The 17,679-nt window shown below is 45.0% G+C and carries 13 protein-coding genes; 5 read left to right on the forward strand and 8 right to left on the reverse strand.

All coding sequences use genetic code 11. The annotated features are described in order from the left end of the window. Window positions 1-32: 32 nt before the first annotated feature. The 5 genes from hrpA to FKN08_RS04310 all read left to right on the forward strand — a co-directional run bounded on the left by hrpA (window position 33) and on the right by FKN08_RS04310 (window position 7,859). A complete protein-coding gene (gene hrpA, locus FKN08_RS04290; protein ID WP_170891415.1) occupies window positions 33-4,019 on the forward strand; it encodes an ATP-dependent RNA helicase HrpA in 3,987 nt (1,328 codons plus the stop codon). 182 nt (window positions 4,020-4,201) lie between these two features. Beyond that, complete coding sequence (locus FKN08_RS04295; protein ID WP_005394221.1) at window positions 4,202-4,681, forward strand: outer membrane beta-barrel protein; 480 nt, start codon at window positions 4,202-4,204, stop codon at window positions 4,679-4,681. Window positions 4,682-4,880: 199 nt separating this feature from the next. After that, window positions 4,881-5,396: an outer membrane beta-barrel protein gene (locus tag FKN08_RS04300; RefSeq protein WP_005394222.1), complete on the forward strand. Its 516-nt coding sequence runs from the start codon at window positions 4,881-4,883 to the stop codon at window positions 5,394-5,396. A gap of 372 nt (window positions 5,397-5,768) precedes the next feature. Further along, window positions 5,769-7,349 carry a BCCT family transporter gene (locus FKN08_RS04305; protein ID WP_005394224.1) on the forward strand — a complete coding sequence of 527 codons (1,581 nt, stop codon included), beginning with the start codon at window positions 5,769-5,771 and terminating at the stop codon, window positions 7,347-7,349. Between the two features lie 120 nt (window positions 7,350-7,469). Further along, window positions 7,470-7,859 carry an ATP-binding protein gene (locus FKN08_RS04310; protein ID WP_139059795.1) on the forward strand — a complete coding sequence of 130 codons (390 nt, stop codon included), beginning with the start codon at window positions 7,470-7,472 and terminating at the stop codon, window positions 7,857-7,859. Between the two features lie 20 nt (window positions 7,860-7,879). Here FKN08_RS04310 and FKN08_RS04315 read toward each other — a convergent pair whose 3' ends face one another. The 8 genes from FKN08_RS04315 to FKN08_RS04350 form a co-directional block, all read right to left on the reverse strand. Next, window positions 7,880-8,518, reverse strand: coding sequence for a sugar transferase (locus FKN08_RS04315; RefSeq protein ID WP_005394228.1), 639 nt, complete (start codon window positions 8,516-8,518; stop codon window positions 7,880-7,882). Window positions 8,519-8,528: 10 nt separating this feature from the next. Beyond that, entirely contained in the window at window positions 8,529-9,716 is a 1,188-nt protein-coding gene (locus FKN08_RS04320; protein WP_046875243.1) for a glycosyltransferase family 2 protein, read from the reverse strand. Then, window positions 9,709-10,827 (reverse strand): glycosyltransferase, encoded by a 1,119-nt coding sequence (locus FKN08_RS04325; RefSeq protein ID WP_170891416.1) that lies wholly within the window; start codon window positions 10,825-10,827, stop codon window positions 9,709-9,711. The genes FKN08_RS04320 and FKN08_RS04325 overlap by 8 nt, the downstream gene beginning before the upstream one ends. Before the next feature lie 220 nt (window positions 10,828-11,047). Then, window positions 11,048-12,481 (reverse strand): chain-length determining protein, encoded by a 1,434-nt coding sequence (locus FKN08_RS04330; RefSeq protein WP_006742947.1) that lies wholly within the window; start codon window positions 12,479-12,481, stop codon window positions 11,048-11,050. Then, a complete protein-coding gene (locus tag FKN08_RS04335) occupies window positions 12,478-13,602 on the reverse strand; it encodes a glycosyltransferase (protein WP_139059793.1) in 1,125 nt (374 codons plus the stop codon). The genes FKN08_RS04330 and FKN08_RS04335 overlap by 4 nt, the downstream gene beginning before the upstream one ends. Before the next feature lie 115 nt (window positions 13,603-13,717). Next, on the reverse strand, window positions 13,718-15,082 hold the full coding sequence (locus FKN08_RS04340; RefSeq protein WP_170891417.1) for an O-antigen ligase family protein: 1,365 nt from the start codon (window positions 15,080-15,082) through the stop codon (window positions 13,718-13,720). Further along, window positions 15,079-16,509 (reverse strand): lipopolysaccharide biosynthesis protein, encoded by a 1,431-nt coding sequence (locus tag FKN08_RS04345; RefSeq protein WP_170891418.1) that lies wholly within the window; start codon window positions 16,507-16,509, stop codon window positions 15,079-15,081. Before FKN08_RS04345 ends, FKN08_RS04340 begins: the two co-directional genes overlap by 4 nt. After that, entirely contained in the window at window positions 16,502-17,674 is a 1,173-nt protein-coding gene (locus tag FKN08_RS04350) for a glycosyltransferase family 4 protein (protein WP_006742943.1), read from the reverse strand. Before FKN08_RS04350 ends, FKN08_RS04345 begins: the two co-directional genes overlap by 8 nt. Window positions 17,675-17,679 lie beyond the last annotated feature (5 nt).

Raw genomic sequence — 17,679 nt, forward strand, 5'->3', positions numbered from 1 at the left:
CAGTTTTTGTAATGAAAAGAATAGGAAACGCTTTGACTTCGTCACAGCCCCCAAAAAAGAATCCCGCTAAAGAGCAAGCGACACCGTCAAATGGTGTGCAAAAGGCGACAGCGAAACAAGATAAAGCACCTCAGGCTCAAGTGAATAGCGCGGCGTCTCTACGCAAAGCGTTAAGCCAGTGCATGATGCGTGACCGCTTCCGTTTAAGTAAACGCATTTCTGGTGCGAGCAAAATTAAGAAAGATGCAGCACGTAATGCTGTGTTTGATGAAATTGCACTCGACATTGCTAAATCGATGATGGTTGCGGAACAACGCAGCAACTACAAACCAACGATTGAATACCCAGAAATTCTGCCCGTCAGCCAAAAGCGTGACGACATCGCTAAAGCGATTGAAGAAAACCAAGTGGTTATCGTCGCGGGTGAAACCGGTTCTGGTAAAACCACTCAGCTGCCAAAAATCTGTGCTGAGCTTGGTCGCGGTAAGTACGGTTTGATTGGCCATACTCAGCCTCGTCGTCTTGCGGCGCGTTCGGTTGCGAACCGTATTGCCGAAGAGATGGAAACTAAGTTGGGTGAGTTTGTTGGTTACAAGGTTCGATTCAACGATCAGATCTCTGAAAATACCCAAATCAAATTGATGACGGACGGTATCTTGCTGGCTGAAATTCAGCATGACCGTTTCTTGAATCAATACGACACCATTATTATCGATGAAGCGCACGAGCGCAGCCTTAACATCGATTTCATCTTGGGTTACTTGAAAGAGTTGCTACCACGCCGTCCTGATTTGAAAGTAATTATCACGTCGGCAACCATCGACCCAGAGCGTTTTTCAAAACACTTCAACAATGCACCAATCATTGAAGTATCGGGTCGTACTTACCCAGTAGAAACGCGTTACCGCCCACTAAGCGGTGATGACGACAATGATCGTGACCAACTTGAAGGCATCTTCGAAGCGGTCGACGAATTGTGCGATGAAGGTTTAGGTGACATCCTGATCTTCATGAACGGTGAGCGTGAAATTCGTGATACCGCAGATGCACTGTCTAAACGCAATCTGAAGAGCACCGAAATTGTGCCGCTTTACGCGCGTTTGTCGGCGGGCGAGCAGAACAAGATTTTCCAACCTCATGCTGGTCGCCGAATTGTACTGGCAACCAACGTGGCAGAAACCTCGCTAACCGTTCCGGGTATTAAATATGTTATCGACCCGGGCACGGCTCGTATCAGCCGATACAGTTACCGCACCAAGGTTCAGCGTCTTCCAATCGAGCCGGTTTCTCAGGCGAGTGCGAACCAACGTAAAGGTCGTTGTGGTCGTGTGGAAGAGGGTATCTGTATCCGTCTGTACTCAGAGGAAGATTTTGAGTCGCGCCCAGAGTTTACCGATCCCGAGATCCTGCGTACCAACCTAGCATCGGTTATCTTACAGATGACCGCACTTGGCTTGGGCGACATTCAAGCCTTCCCATTTGTGGAAGCGCCGGACAAACGTAACATCCAAGATGGTGTTCGTTTGCTGGAAGAGCTTGGCGCGATTAATTCTGAGGTAAAAGACCCGAAAAAACGCCTGACTTCCATCGGTCGCCAATTAGCTCGTTTGCCAATCGACCCACGCTTGGCGCGTATGGTTTTGGAAGCGCCAAAATATGGTGCGCTTAAAGAAGTGATGATCATTGCAGCGGCCTTGTCGATTCAAGATCCACGCGAACGTCCTTCAGACAAACAACAATCATCAGATGATAAGCACCGTCGTTTCTTCCATGAAGAGTCGGACTTCCTGACGTTTGTGAATTTGTGGGAATATATCCAAAAGCAGCAAAAAGCGTTGTCTAGCAACCAGTTCCGCAAGCAGTGTAAGCAAGATTATTTGAACTACTTGCGCGTTCGCGAGTGGCAAGACGTTTACTTCCAAATTCATCAGTCGATGCGTGAAATGGAATTCAAACTTAACGATGAGCCTGCTTCTTACCATGGTGTACACAGTGCGATCTTGGTTGGTTTGCTGTCGCACATCGGTATGAAAGACCAAGAAAAGAATGAATATCAAGGCGCGCGCAATGCTCGTTTCCATATCTTCCCTGCATCGGGTCTATTTAAGAAACAACCTAAGTGGATAATGTCAGCCGAGTTGGTGGAAACCTCGAAACTTTGGGGCCGTATCATTGCCAAGATTCAGCCGGAGTGGATTGAGCCATTAGCCAAACACCTTATCAAGCGCAGTTACAGCGAACCGCATTGGTCGAAGAAACGCGCGGCGGTGATGGCGCACGAAAAAGTCATGCTTTACGGCGTGCCAATCGTACCGAAACGTTTGGTGAACTATGGCAGTATCGATTCGACCGTAAGTCGCGAAATCTTCATTCGTAGTGCATTGGTTGAAGGTGAGTGGGAAACCAAACACGCGTTCTTTAAGCAAAACCGCAAGCTTCTGCAAGAAGTGGAAGAGCTTGAACACAAATCTCGTCGTCGTGACATCTTGGTGGATGATGATGAGCTGTTTGATTTCTATGACCAACGTGTTGGTACCGAAGTGGTGTCTGGTAAACATTTCGATACGTGGTGGAAAAAAGCATCGAAAGAAGATCCTGAACTGCTGAACTTTGAAAAAGAGATGCTGTTCAAGGGCGACGCTAGTCATGTCACCGACTTGGATTACCCGAACTTCTGGCATCAAAATGGTTTGAAGCTCAAGTTGAGTTACCAATTTGAACCAGGCGATGATAGTGACGGTGTCACAGTGCATTTGCCGTTGCCGATTTTAAACCAAGTTGAACCAGCGGGCTTTGACTGGCAGATCCCGGGTTTGCGTCATGAGCTTATTGTTAGTTTGATTAAATCGCTGCCGAAGACGATTCGTAAGAACTTTGTACCTGCGCCGAACTATGCCGATGCATTCTTAGCACGCGTAACACCAATGGAAGCGCCGCTGCTAGACTCGCTAGAAAAAGAACTGCGCCGCATGACGGGTGTAGAAGTGTTGCGTGAAGACTGGAACTTGGAACAGGTGCCTGAACACTTGAAAGTCACGTTCCGAGCGGTTGATCATCGAAATCGCAAACTGAAGGAACATAAAGATCTTCACGAATTGAAAGAGAGCTTGAAAGACAAAGTTCAAGAAACGCTTTCTAAAGTGGCGGATGACGATATTGAACAGCAAGGTCTGCATACGTGGAGCTTCGGTGAATTGCCGAAAGTGTATCAACAAAAACGTGGTGGCTACGATGTAAAAGCGTATCCAGCACTTGTTGATAGTAAAGACAGCGTTGAAATCAAACTCTACGAAACGGAGTACGAGCAGATAACGGCAATGCGTGCTGGTCAGCGTCGTTTGATTTTGTTGAATGTGCCGTCTCCAATTAAATATTTGCACGCTAACTTACCGAACAAATCGAAGTTGGGTTTGTATTTTAACCCTTACGGCAAAGTGCTTGATCTGATTGATGACTGTATCGCCTGTGGTGTCGATAAGCTTATTGAAGAGCAGGGTGGCTTAGTTTGGGAGCCAGAGAAGTTCGAAGCGTTGAAAGAACACGTTCGTGCTGAACTGGGTGATACCGTCGTAGAGATCGCGAAACAGGTTGAGACTATTCTGACAACGGCGTTCAGCATCAATAAGAAGCTCAAAGGCAAAATCGACTTCACTATGGCGTTTGCTCTGTCCGATATCAAAGCACAAATTGAAGGCTTGATCTTCAAAGGCTTTGCGACGGAATGTGGCTGGAAACGCTTGCCGGATATTCTTCGCTACATGCGTGCGATAGAGCGTCGTATGGAGAAGTTGCCAATCGATCCAAACAAAGATCGTTTACATATGCTGAAGATTGAATCTGTGACTCAAGACTATAAAGAGTTGCTGAATAAGATCCCGAAAGGCGTGGCCATTCCTGAAAACGTAAAAGAAGTGCGTTGGATGATTGAAGAGCTTCGCGTGAGTTACTTTGCTCAACAATTAGGCACTCCTTATCCTGTTTCTGATAAACGAGTCAAAAACGCGATTGATGCTTGCTAATCAACCAGTAAAATAGCGTCAGATTTGCAATTATCGCGTATGAGGTTACTGGTACACTAATTGCTAGTAACTCAATAAGCGTTATTTTTTAGTTCTGGGAGGCAATGGTTCGCCTCCCTTTATTTGTAGTACCAACGACTGAGTTATGCAGACGTGGGAATAATAAAGAGTAAAGGTAGATGATGAAAAAAACTCTATTAGCAGTGGCGCTACTTGGCGCATCTTCTGCGGCAATGGCAGATTCTTGGATTTACGGTGGTGCAACAGTAGGTCAGTCTGACTACAAAGGTGAGACGGATACATCATACTCTGTTCACGTTGGTACAGGCATCCTACCTATCATTGGTATTGAAGCGGGTGTAACGCAACACGGTGAATTTAACGTAAATGGTCAAGACACTAAGCTAACGTCTTACTACGCAGCACTTAAGCCAAGCATCGACTTTGGTCCACTGCATGTGTATGCAAAAGGTGGTTTCCACCAGTGGGACAAAGAAGTGAAAGGCGGTAAAGACGATGACGATTTGGATCTAATGTACGGTGTAGGTGCTGAGTACTTCATTTTTGGTCCGATGTCTGTTGGTGCTAGCTACATGAACTACACGGCGGGTAAAGACGATATCGGCACGTTCTCTGTTAACGCAACACTGCATTTCCTATAAGCGTCTAGCTTTCTAACACCCATATGAAAAACACCGACTTTATGTCGGTGTTTTTTTGTCTGGAAGTCACAAAACAAAAGTTGAACATAAATTATTCACTTTTGGATCTTAAAATGCTCATGCTTTCCAATATATAGTGGCGATTAAATGCGCATATTTGCGTAATGTTTCGCTTAGGAATCGCTCAGGAAGGGATAGTATGAAAAAAACACTCTCGTTATTAGCTCTAACGTTGTGCTCAACATCAGCAATGGCTGACTCATGGATTTACGCTGGCGGTCAAATCGGTCAATCTGATATCGATAGCGAAAACGATACAACCTACGGTATTCATGTAGGTACTGGTATTTTGCCATTCATTGGCATTGAAGCAGGTTACTTTAACCACGGCAAGGTGGATTTATCACTGAGTGGCAGCAGGGGTAGTGCTGATTTTGATTCATTCTATTTAGCAGCGAAACCAAGCATCGACTTTGGGCCGCTTCATGTCTATGCCAAAGGTGGCATCAATGCATTCAATGTTGATTATGACGGCGGACTGAGAAATTTAGATAAAGATGATGGTGTCTCCTACATGTATGGTGTCGGTGCCGAATACTTCTTGCTCGATAATGTTTCTATTGGGGCAAGCTATCAAGCGTTTGGCGTGGATATTGACAGCGATAGTGACACCGTGAGCAGTGTGACGGGGAATATTACCTTCCATTTCCTATAATACTCAATCTATATGAAAACTTTACTGACATGGTTTCATCGCTAGCTTTGAAACCAAGTCAGTGTTACTTATCTCAATTTACGCGTCCATCAATGATAAAGCCACAGAGCGCAAGTATTTCCAGTGCTTTTCGAACGATCAAATTACGATAAAATCAATCGTTAGACCTCATAATTTTTGTGTTGATATTACTTTGTTCTCATCTGCCTTTAACTGAGCCAAAAATGCAATAAATGGCGATTTTTTGCAAAAATATGTGATTACTGCTAAACTTCGCCCCGCTTTAAAACTTTAGAGTTCAAATTAATGGAGGGCGGTATTGGAGTTCTTCTCACCTGAGGGGCGTTTCAAATTCACGTTAAATTTGTATTTATGGATAATGCATTTAAAAAATATAGTATCGACACAACAGACTATCAGGTTGGACAGGACAACGTTCAAAAGTGGGGATTCGACATACATAACCCCGTTTTTGGCATCAGTGCGGGTCTCGTTGTTTTCTGTCTAATTTCACTTCTTCTTGTTGAGCCAACCACTGCTCGTGATGTATTAAACGGTCTGAAAAACGGAATTATCGAACAGTTTGATGCGTTCTTTATGTGGTCGACAAACTTCTTCTTATTATTCGCTGTTGCTCTTCTTTTTTCTCCGCTGGGTAAAATCCGCTTAGGTGGCAAAGAAGCAACGCCGGATCACTCAACCGTTTCTTGGTTGTCGATGCTCTTTGCTGCTGGTATGGGTATTGGCCTTCTGTTCTGGAGTGTGGCGGAGCCGACCGCGTACTTCACTGATTGGTGGGGAATGCCACTGAACGCAGTGCCATACACAGAAGAAGCGAAATCTCTCGCGATGGGTGCCACCATGTTCCACTGGGGTGTGCATGGTTGGAGTATTTACGCACTCGTTGCACTAGCACTTGCATTTTTTGCTTTTAACAAGGGTTTACCGCTTTCATTGCGCGCGGCGTTTTATCCAATTTTTGGTGACCGAGCATGGGGTTGGTTAGGGCATGTTATCGACATTCTTGCCGTTTTATCCACGCTGTTTGGTCTTGCAACGTCGCTGGGTCTCGGTGCTCAGCAGGCGACCAGTGGTATTAACCATGTCTTTGGTCTAGAAGGCGGCATTGGTACACAAATGATTGTGATCACCTTTGTTACCTTTATCGCGGTGCTATCAGTAATTCGTGGTATTGATGGTGGTGTTAAGCTACTGAGTAACGTCAATATGGTGGTTGCGTTTGCCCTGCTTATTTTCATTACCTTTATCACGTTTGATACGGCGTGGGGTTCGCTACGCGACACAACAATGGCTTACATTGAAAATATTATTCCGTTGAGCAACCCTCACGGTCGTGAAGATGAAACTTGGATGCACGGCTGGACGGTATTCTACTGGGCTTGGTGGGTATCTTGGTCACCATTTGTTGGTATGTTTATCGCGCGTGTGTCTAAAGGTCGTACGGTTCGAGAATTCCTGTTCGCAGTGATCGTTATTCCTACTGTCGTTACCTTGATTTGGATGTCTGTATTCGGTGGTATCGCGCTTGACCAAGTGGTGAATAAAGTGGGTGAGCTAGGTGCAAATGGTCTAACTGATATTTCACTGACTCTGTTCCATGTTTACGATGCGCTTCCGTATAGCTCAGTGATTTCAATGCTTTCTATCGTGCTGATTCTGGTGTTCTTTATTACATCATCAGACTCTGGCTCACTGGTTATCGATAGTATCACTGCGGGTGGTAAGATTGATGCACCAATTCCACAACGTATTTTCTGGGCTTGTATTGAAGGTGCAATTGCAGCCGTTATGCTTTGGGTTGGTGGCAAAGAAGCCTTGCAAGCATTGCAGTCAGGCGTGGTTGCAACGGGATTACCGTTTACCTTTGTTCTGTTGTTGATGTGTGTAAGCTTGGTTAAAGGGTTAAGAACGGAACTGTCAGCTTACAAATAAACACTATCCACTATTGGATTTAAATGCCGAGCCTAATGCGCTCGGCATTTTTATTTCTACTTTTCTTTTTCAATAATTCCGTTACAGTTTGGGCTTATTCCCACCTCATTTAACAGCATTATGTCACTGGCTAAACTCATTCTTATTCGTGGACTTCCAGGTTCAGGTAAAACAACCTTAGCAAAGCAATTGGCGATAGAGCTTGGTGCTAAGCATTTTGAAGCTGACATGTATTTTGAAAATGATGAAGGTGATTATCACTTTAACCCGACTCAATTGCCCCAAGCGCACGAATGGTGTTTTCAGCAAACTCGAAAGTGGTTGAACAAAAGGAAAGTCGTGATTGTGAGTAATACGTTTGTTCGGCACTGGGAGATGAAGCGTTACTTGGACTACTGCGTGAAGAAGCGCATTGAGGTGGAAGTTAAAGTGTGTCGCGGAGCGTATCAAAGCATTCATGATGTGCCACCAGCGACCATCGAAAAGATGCGACGCCAGTGGCAAGAGTGACCGTTACCAGAATCGAGAAACTACTGGCCTCGTCCATCAATCATTACAACGAATGTTTTACTCATGATTGAAAGGTCCATTGAAATCCAAGAGTAGAACGAACCTAAGCTTAGTGCGTAACTGTGGTCAAAACCAACTTTACGTCGTACATCTTCAATGCAAGCATCATAGCCTTGGTTAACTTGCGCTAGGCCTGTAATTCCTGGTAATACGCCATATGTGCGTTCTACAAAATAAGGGATTTCATCTTCCAACTTTTGGTAGAAAGCAGGGCGCTCTGGACGTGGTCCGATCATCGACATTTCACCTCTCAACACATTAAACAGCTGTGGTAACTCATCCAAACGCGTCTTACGTAAAAAACGTCCTACTGGTGTGATTCGAGGATCATTTTCGGTTGCCCAAACTGCACCGGAGCGTTGCTCCGCATCAATATACATGGTGCGAAATTTCATGATTTGAAAAAGATCCATTTTTTCTGGTGTACAGCGCCCAACACGCAGTTGACGATAGATCACTGGGCCTTTCGATGTGATTTTTATAGCTAGCGCGATAAATGGGAATAGCGGTGCAGTGACGAGCAAAATAAACATTGCAACCAGTACATCAAACGTTCTTTTCGCGTGGCATACATTTGAATCGTAGCGTGAGTTTTTCATGATGCTTTCCTTATTGGTTGACGCGTTTCCAACGTCCATTTTCCATTCCTAGCAAATACTTCATACCGCCGATGAAATTGGCGAGATGACCAATGACGATGTAGCTAATCAGTTTAAAAGGCTTGACTGTGTTAAGTGCAGGCACCAAGTAAGTGACAAGTGCGATACCATAAACACAGGCTTGAGCGAGCAGCATTACTTGAAAAAGCGGGTTGTGTGCCAGTAGTAGTGAACAAACCAAGCAAACAATCATCAAATAGGGTGTTGCTAAGCGCAGAACCTTTCCCGATAGAAATGCAAAGGCAGTGCCACGATAGCGAGGTAGCAGTAATTTCTTTAATTGCATGAGCTGCTGCATGTTACCCGCTGAAATTCTTAGGCGTCGCTTGAAGTCTGCGTCGTCTGAGCTTTGTTCGAGTTCAAGAGCCAGCATGTTAGGTTCGTAGATAGCGTTATAGCCTCGCAAAACGATTCTCATAGGGAGAATAAAATCGTCATTGATGGTGCTGACTTCAAGTGGTTCAAATAGGTGGGTTCTGAATGTATAAAACGCACCGTGAGAACCAATCGTTGAACCTAGCAAGGATTCTTGGTGCTTCACTCGAGACTGGTATTGCCAGTACGCTGCTTCACCTTGGTTATCGGTACTCATTATTTGATATGTCGCGTTAACCACTCCAACCTTCTCATTTTGATAATGCTGACTAGCTAGCAACAGAGAATCGCAAGAAATCAATGCCGATGTATCACTCAGTGCGGTAATGTCCGAGCTAACATGACGCATTTCTTCGTTGAGTAGGGCAACTTTACCGCGATTGACTTGGTGGTCATTAATGATGAACAGTGTATCGGAGCAGATTGCTTCTTGAATCGTCGCTTGAGCAATCTCGGCTGTGTTATCTGTGCAGCCATCACATGCGATCACCACTTTCAATTTATCTCTTGGGTAATCTAAGCTCGCAAGGTTGCGGATCTTTTCTGCTATCCATTGTTCTTCATTGTAGGCGGGCACGATGACAGTAATAGATGGTAACTGACTGTCTGTTTGAGAGGCTTTGTAAGCTCGCTCTACAAATGGTGCTGTGGTTTTTTGCTGTTTTAAAGGAAGCCATTTAAGTAGCAATGGATAACCAACATGATGATAGACAATCAAAAATGCGGATAAACCAAAACCTGTAATCCAAAGTAAATCATTCATAGCTAGCCTCCTTGGCCAAACGTGAGTAGCGACTCACCATGTCTCTGATATCAAAATGTTTGAGAATAAAAGTTCGAGGAGAACCATGGGTTGATTTCAATTGCTGCGACAAAGCTTCCGCCAAAGAGAACACTCGGTTGGCTTCAACCAATGTGCTGTTAATCGGGCAGAGCGTCTCTTTCACGCCACCAACATCGGTTGCGACACAAGGAATGTCACATGCTTGAGCTTCTAGTGTTGAGAGGGGGAAACCCTCTTGAAGCGACGGTAAACAAAATAAATCGAGGCTTTGGTAAAAGCTGGGCATATCATCGACCAAGCCTAAAAAGGTAACGCGATCCTCAAGTTTTAACGTTCTAACTTGTGCTTCCAATTGAGCTCTCTGAGAACCATCTCCAGCAATGGCTAGGTGTGTGTTTGGCGTAAGATGAGAGAAGGCTTCGATAAGCACTTTATGGCCTTTAACTGCTTCTAAACGTCCAGCCACTCCAATCACGGTTTTGTTGGCTGGAAGCCCAAACAAGTTTCTCTTGGTTGCTTGATTACCGCTTTGAAATTTCTGGCAATCGATTCCATTATGTATGGTGCAGACTTTGCGGTAATTCAGTTTTGTCTGGATTTGTTCGGCGACAAAGTTCGCATCGGCAACCACATGTGGACGAATCATTTTTAGCAGTAGGGACTGAAGTCGAGCTGACTTTCTGTTATTCAGATGCCAGGCGTCGTGCTCAGTATGGATAATTACTGGCACCTGCGCTAAGCGTGCCGCAATCCCACCATATAATAGTGGACCGATATGGTGAGTGTGGACCACATCAGGCTTAAGTCCTTTGAGCATGGAAGTCAGCGTACTGATGGTTTTTCCGCTGAATCCAGGTTTCTTATTGAGAAAGTGCAGTTGGCCTTGGTAGGCCGAGAGTTTTGACCAGCATTGCAGTGCTTGCGCTTTGCTTCCCTCTAAACTTACGACAAACACGGAATGATTCGGTTGCGCAAAACGAAGCATCTCTAATACGAGCGTTTCCAAACCGCCAGGAGCTAAGTGCTGCACGACGTGTAATATCACTTTTTTATTGCGTTGAGTGCTATTTTGTTTTTGTCTGAATTCCATTCTCAAACCCTCGTTGAGTTCTTTGTTTATTCAGGAATTGCAGACTGCGTGCCAAAAAATTAAGTTTTTAAAAACATGGAGTTAATGGTGGCGCATATGAAGGGCGATGTTTATTCTCAATTTGAGATTCATATTAGTGGAAACCTTATGCAGAGTTAGAATAAGCACAAAAAGAAAAGCACTCGCTGAGCGAGTGCTTGTAATAGAGTGTTAACGGCTGTTAGCTTCCGTATACCACTTTAGGTAAGGTGGTGATCACAGGAACGCCAAGATGCTTTTCTAATGCTCTTTTAGAGCGGATAGAGTTATCTGCTAACTCAAGTATCGTCGCTAATCCAATGCCCAAACCCGCGCCACCGATAAACCCTAAAATGACAAACACAAAACTAGGTAAGTTAGACGGAATGGTTGGTGTGAAAGGTTCATCAATGATTTTCACGCGTTTATTCTCTTCAAATACGCCAAGTGAACCAGTTAATTGAGCCATTTCATAACGCTCTACAAGGTCATCATACATTTCTCTTTTTACCGCGACATCACGAGCTAGGCGGTTAATTTCTGTTGCTGTGCTACCAAATCGATGCGCATTACTTTCTAACTCTTGAATCATTGTTCGTAAGCTATTGGTTTCTTCTGTGAGGGCTTCAAAGCGTCCGCGCATAATTTGCAGTTGGTGAAGCTGAGAGACCAGAAGAGGCTGAGCTTCTCCAAGACTGTTTACGGTGGTATTGCTTGCGATATCCCAAAGTTGGGCGCTGTTTAATTCCGGTTGTTTAGAGTTCAATAGTACTGAGCGCTCTTGCTCCAAGCGGTTTAACTCTCGTAGCTTGCCTTGAACCATGCTATGTGCCTCAGTGTACTTGGCGCGAAGCAAGGTGAGCTCACTACGAATGTCGATGATTTGTTCTTCAAGCTTACCGATAACCGGGTTGGTTTTAGAAAGCTGTTGGTCCAAACTACCTAGGCTTCGGGTAACACCAGCAAGCTCCGCTTCTTTTTCTGCCAAGGTTTGTTTAAGGCTTGCCAGACGAGTCAGGCTTTGTGCTTGCATTTCAGGCGTCGCGTGAGAGTAAGTATTCTTGTATTCCGCGAACGCTTGCTCTGCTTTATCCAGCTCTTCTCTGCGTTTATTAATATGGATGGTTAAAAAGTGACTTGAATCTTTAATTGAAGATCGTTCAGGAGCTAAAAGCTGTTCGACAAAATGTTCGCTGACGGAGAGTAACATCGACTCCATGCCATTCGGTTTGCCACTTCGTAGTTGGATTTGAATGAAGTCCTTACCGAGCTGCTGAACAGACAAACGCGACGCGAGATCTTTAATGATGAACTCTTGCTCTTTGGCACTCATTTCGTCACTAATCAGCGCTTGTTCTTTGGCAACTGAGTACAAAACATGTCGGCTTTTTAGCAAGGTACTGAGTGCGCTCAATCGATCTTTCAGCATGGTTGAGACGGCAAGATCTTGAAGGAATGGGTTCATTTTCGCTGTCTCTTGGATAAGCATACTTGTATGAGCGACATAAGTCGTCGGAACCAGTTTACTTACGATGAAACCCAGCACAGGCAATACAAGCATAGGAATAACGATCATGTAGCGACGTCTCCAAGCACCATGTAACAGTACGCTGAGGTTTTCTCTTAAATCGTTCATAGCGCCCTCACTAATTTATCAACTTGGTGGGCTCTTGCTTCCCAGCTTTGCTGTTGAACAAATGACTTTGAATCTGTCGGTGGCGGTAGGAGGTGATCGAGACTGGCACACACGTCTTCGACATCTTGAACCACATGAAGCATATGTTTGTAGGGCATTAATGCAGGAAACGGTGTGCTGATAACAGGGGTTCCTGTTGCCAAGTACTCAAGAAGTTTAAGCGGATTACATGCCTTGATTTGAGCGTTATCAACAAAGGGCAACCAACTGGCATCCCAGTGTTGGGAGTAACGTGGCAGAGTGTGATGCGCTCTCGGGCCCAGGTAGTATATGTTGCTTCTTTGTGGAAGCGGATTATCACTGAACTCGTTAGGGCCGATGAACACGAGATCCCAGTCAGGCGCTTGGTCTGCGACTTGGGCAATTAAGTCGTAGTCTAACCATTCAGACAAACTGCCATAAAAGCCCAGCACTTTGCGACCATCATTAGGAAAATCTTCAGCCTTAGGTGCTGGCTCAGAAAACAGACTAAAGTCGACACCGTGAGGCAAAGTGACGGTTTTACCAGATGGAAATTGAGTGGCGAGTTTGTCACTTGCTGTAAAAATCACATCAGCCGCGTTAACCAGTGTACGTTCATGCTTGGCAACCGTGTCGTGGTTAACACCAGCTAAAGCGCTAAAGTCATCGCCACAATAGTAAATTAGCCCACGTGAATTCATTTCCGCACAAACATCTGCGGCCGTTGGGAGCGATGTCCAAAATATAGGCTTATCAAAACCAAGAGCGTGTAATTTTTTATTGAGCTGGTATTTCATCATCTTAGCCGCTACTTTTCTTGCCAGCGCAGAACTTGGAGCAGGAATAGTGAGTAGGTTAATGGTGTGAATATTTGGGTTTATTGCAGACTCTAACGTTGGCTTATGCGATCCAGCGTTATTAAATACACGAGTGAGCTTGTTTAACGCACGTTGCATGTCTTTAGTGGTCAGCCTAGGTTGACGAAGACCGATTGAGTTAACCCAAAGGATGCGGTGGCTCGTTGCTAGTCGTTTGACAATGTGTTGAGTGGAGGAGGGTAACCCGCCAAAATCTTCTCCAAATACTACGATGTCTGTCATGTGGCTCTCCTTGAGTCTTTGTTATTTGATTACTAATCAAGAGAGTAATCACAATACGTGCCAAGGATTTATTTGTTATAAAACAGATGATTGGGCTTTCTGTTGGTATTTGAAATTAGGGTTTCTCATTTTGACAATCACTTTGAACGATTCGGCTAACGACTACCGTTAATGCCGCCAGAATGTAAATTGGCCAAGTGAAACCTTGAGTGAGGAAGGTGCCTGATACGATGGTCCCGATCAGCCCACTTAAGACTGCATTTGCTCCAACAGATAGGGTGTAATCCGATGTTGGCGTCAGTAGTGAAATAGAATGCAAAGAGGTTCGAATCAATGACACAATCAATGTAATGAACACGGCGAGTCCAACAAACCCCGTTTCCGCTAATACGCCAAACCAAGTACTGTGTACGGCGTGATTGATACCATCCCAGTGAGGGCTATAGAAATAGTAATTAAAGTAGAAATTATCAAGCCCAACCCCAGTTAACGGATGGTGGAGAGCCATTTTAAATGCGGCTTCCCACGCGTAAAGTCGCCCCATCGCAGAGGCATCTATACCATCCTCGGCTGCGCCACCCGATTCTCGCCCTGAGATACCAGCAAATGCGTAGAGTACGATGGCTGCGACGGCGCCTAGTACTAAGACTAACGTTTTGCTTTTGATGTACTTAAAGGCAAAGTACGCAAATACCGATAGAGAGCCTAACAAGCCTCCGCGGCTTTGTGTCTCAATAATCGCAAAAAACAATACCAAACAGGTAACAAGTGCAAAGAGTCGGAGATGCTTAGGTGAACGTTTCTCCATTAACTGACTAACGGTAAAGGCGAGGGGAAACATTAACACCAGCGCCAAGTCGTTCGGATCGCCGAGTACTGAACCTATGGAGCGTCCAATCGATACGCGCGTTCCTTCCACTAAATCAATGCCATTCGCTGCGTTTTGTAATGCGACTAAACCAATCAACAATCCGGCGAAAATTATCGCTTTCGACATTTGTGCCAACTGAGCAGGCTTGGTAATAAGCCAGGTGATCGCCAATGTCATAATGATGATTTTCCAATAGGTATTTTTGAAAACTGTAATGGCAATGTCACGACTGGAGGCGAAGACGATGCCGATGATCACCAGCCCCCAAAATATGCACAGCCATTTTAATGAAGGGTGCCAAAAAGCCGTAAGCTGGCGACTTATCAAAAGGTGGAAAGCAAGTGCGGCCAGTGCCCCTAATGATAGTAGCAATGGGATCTTAAAGTTATAGATAACGGGAAACGCTTCATGAATACGGAAGAATGAAAAAATAACGAACAGCGTGACGAGCCAAAACGTTTGGTTGAGAACGAACAGTAAAGCAAGTGGGGCGAAACATAGTGCGACAATCAAAATAGGGTGAGGCATAACAATCCAAAGCAGGCCGATACAGACGGTAATCGTCAGCGCTGCGATGGACTGCTTTCTTCTCACCTTGGTTTCAGTCATAACGAGTATCTCTTCACCTGTCCACGCCATTTCACCATGTATCGAGTGAGCGCATTTAGCGTCTCTTTACTCATATAGCGAGTGGCTATCCCTGCCAGCAAAGTGCATGTCAAAATGCAAATTGCGATGGCGATGCCTATTGATTGTGAAGAGTGAAGCAGGAACAGTGCCACACCGGAGATAATCTGCAATAAAACCATCAGACTTAGGTGAAAAGGCAACGGCATGCATTGTTGGCCTACCGCATAAGTAAGGCCAAGCTTACACAGTTGAGCGTAATAAAGCGCAATGAAAACTCCATAGATACCCAGAGACGATAGGCCAAACAGCAAAGCAATTGCAACGCATGCTGAGACGACATTAATACCCAGTAACCAGCGAGTACGACGCTTGTACAAAATGGAAATATTAATGAGTTCGCTCCACTCTTTTAGCATGGCGATAGGCAGTAAGAACAAGCTGAACAGTACCGCCTCATGATAGGTTTCTGGTAACAGGTAAGTGATCATCACCATTGCTAATGTGCCGACTGCAACACTTAAACCTGTAATGTAAATCATGCCTAGATGAGTGATGCGCACAGCTTCTGTACTCTTACGACCTTCTAGGTAATTAAATCGACGTGGCATCCACCACATGCCAAATGGCTGAACTAAAATACACATGCCAACCGCAAATTTTACGGCTATCGCGTAAATCCCTAATGTCGCAAGTGAGGCGTTCGCGCCGATGAACCAGCGTTCAGCGCCATTGAGACAAAACGCAACCAATCCAGCCATCATCATTGGCAGACAGTAATTTAGGTATTGTTTCGCCACTGTCAGATTTGGCAGAGTCATGCTGTAGCGGTTAATGATGTGCAGCCAGACAAACTGAGTAATAGCAGCCAACAAGCCACCCCATAAAACAGCAATAACATGTGGGTGAACAGACAGAGCCGTGATGATGAAAATGACCTGAAAAACAGTGGTAGTCACCATGACGTTAAGTAGGGTTCTTGCTTTGTCGTCCTGCGTTCTCAACCAAGCTGTGCCGATTGCGATACTGCCTTCTAGAACGATAGCAAACATAACAATAGCAAACTCGACTCGCGTAAAAGGTGCAGGAATAGGCGCGAGCATAATGATAGCGAGTAGGCATAAAGCCACGATGCCAGCGATGAACAAAGCAAGTGAGTACAGCTGGTTTAGTAGGCTTGTGCGCGTATTTTGATCCTTTTCAACCCCGACGAATCGATACAGCGCTTCATGCAAAGCGAAACTGACGAATAAGGTTGTGACAACGCCAAAGGTGGTAAGCAGTTCAAGCTTGCCCATTTGTTCTGGTGAGAGAAAGTGGGGCAATACAGGCAGCATGATTAAGCTGATGCTTTTGTTTATCACTAACGCGATAGCGAACAGCGACATGTTGGTCATTGCTTTAGACATGGTCATATCCTTTGATGTATCGCGGTGTTTTAAGTTTACAATCGCCATTCGGTGCGGATTCTGCTGCAAGGTGCTGAGCGATTGGCAGATAACAACGTTCGGCCGTATAAAGTTGAGAAACGTTGAGTGCTTCTATACCCATTGTCACTTTCATCCATGGAGACTCATTCAAAAGGCGAATTGCGTTATGTAACGACGCCACATTGTTTGGTGTGTACTTGATGCAATTGCGGCCATGCGTCAATACGCGATCCCAGTAGCTATCATCATGTGGGATGACGATGCACATGCCTGCTGCGAGAGCTTCTAAAATGGATAATCCAAAAGGTTCGTTAACACTGGTGGAAACAAACACACCACACTGAGAGCGTAGGTCATCGAGGTTATCTGGGCATTCATGCCATTCAACACCTTTTGTGGTGAAGTCTGGTGTTGAATATTCCACACCTGCCACATTTGGTTTGATGTAACACACGGTAGATTTGATCTCTTTTGTCTTATCAAGTGTTAAAGCATCAAGAAAAAGATCGATGTTCTTCCATTTTAGTAAGCTGGCCGCCCAGAAGACGCGGTTTGAAATCGGATTTGCTTGTTTTGGCCAACGGTCTCTCGATAGTCCGTTAACAAACGTAGACGCATTCAAACCACACCAATAGCGTTCAGTGGCTGGCTTCTCTGTTTTGAGGTAGACCTGTAAGGCCTCTAGCATCGATTCTCGGGTGTTTGCCAAGTAATAAATTGCGGATGCTTTTACCAAGCAGTAGCCGGAAGATCTTGAACGACCAACTGGACCATGAACCATTTGTACCACAGGCTTTTTGCTGATTAATCTTAGTAAGTACAAAGGCATATCGTTACTTGGGCAAGATAGACCTAAAAAGCTATCTATCTTTGGTAGTTTCATGCACGCAAAAATCAGTTGGATAAAGTAATACGCGTTCATTAACCAGTAAGTGAGGCCATGAGTGGAGCTCAATGGTGATGGTTTGATTTTGATAATCTGCACACGAGGCGTATCGCTAAGTAGTGACTCCCAATGCTCTGGATTCGTGGTCAGCAGATAACCAATTACGTTCAGTTTATCGCACTGTTTGAGGAGCTCTGCATTCGCAATTTTAGAACCACCTTGCATTGGGATGGCGTCGAACATTAATACACGTTTCATGACTG

Origin of the sequence: Vibrio sp. 1-2 (7-a), assembly GCF_013048515.1 — a bacterium.
Classification (GTDB): Bacteria; Pseudomonadota; Gammaproteobacteria; order Enterobacterales; family Vibrionaceae; genus Vibrio; species Vibrio diabolicus.

Bases quoted from the DNA above. Each gene is read 5' to 3' on its own strand.
- FKN08_RS04350 (WP_006742943.1), bottom strand. From the start codon at position 17,674: ATGAAACGTGTATTAATGTTCGACGCCATCCCAATGCAAGGTGGTTCT.
- FKN08_RS04295 (WP_005394221.1), top strand. From the start codon at position 4,202: ATGAAAAAAACTCTATTAGCAGTGGCGCTACTTGGCGCATCTTCTGCG.
- FKN08_RS04300 (WP_005394222.1), top strand. From the start codon at position 4,881: ATGAAAAAAACACTCTCGTTATTAGCTCTAACGTTGTGCTCAACATCA.
- FKN08_RS04335 (WP_139059793.1), bottom strand. From the start codon at position 13,602: ATGACAGACATCGTAGTATTTGGAGAAGATTTTGGCGGGTTACCCTCC.
- FKN08_RS04310 (WP_139059795.1), top strand. From the start codon at position 7,470: ATGTCACTGGCTAAACTCATTCTTATTCGTGGACTTCCAGGTTCAGGT.
- FKN08_RS04330 (WP_006742947.1), bottom strand. From the start codon at position 12,481: ATGAACGATTTAAGAGAAAACCTCAGCGTACTGTTACATGGTGCTTGG.
- FKN08_RS04305 (WP_005394224.1), top strand. From the start codon at position 5,769: ATGGATAATGCATTTAAAAAATATAGTATCGACACAACAGACTATCAG.
- FKN08_RS04325 (WP_170891416.1), bottom strand. From the start codon at position 10,827: ATGGAATTCAGACAAAAACAAAATAGCACTCAACGCAATAAAAAAGTG.
- FKN08_RS04340 (WP_170891417.1), bottom strand. From the start codon at position 15,082: ATGACTGAAACCAAGGTGAGAAGAAAGCAGTCCATCGCAGCGCTGACG.
- FKN08_RS04320 (WP_046875243.1), bottom strand. From the start codon at position 9,716: ATGAATGATTTACTTTGGATTACAGGTTTTGGTTTATCCGCATTTTTG.
- FKN08_RS04315 (WP_005394228.1), bottom strand. From the start codon at position 8,518: ATGAAAAACTCACGCTACGATTCAAATGTATGCCACGCGAAAAGAACG.
- FKN08_RS04345 (WP_170891418.1), bottom strand. From the start codon at position 16,509: ATGTCTAAAGCAATGACCAACATGTCGCTGTTCGCTATCGCGTTAGTG.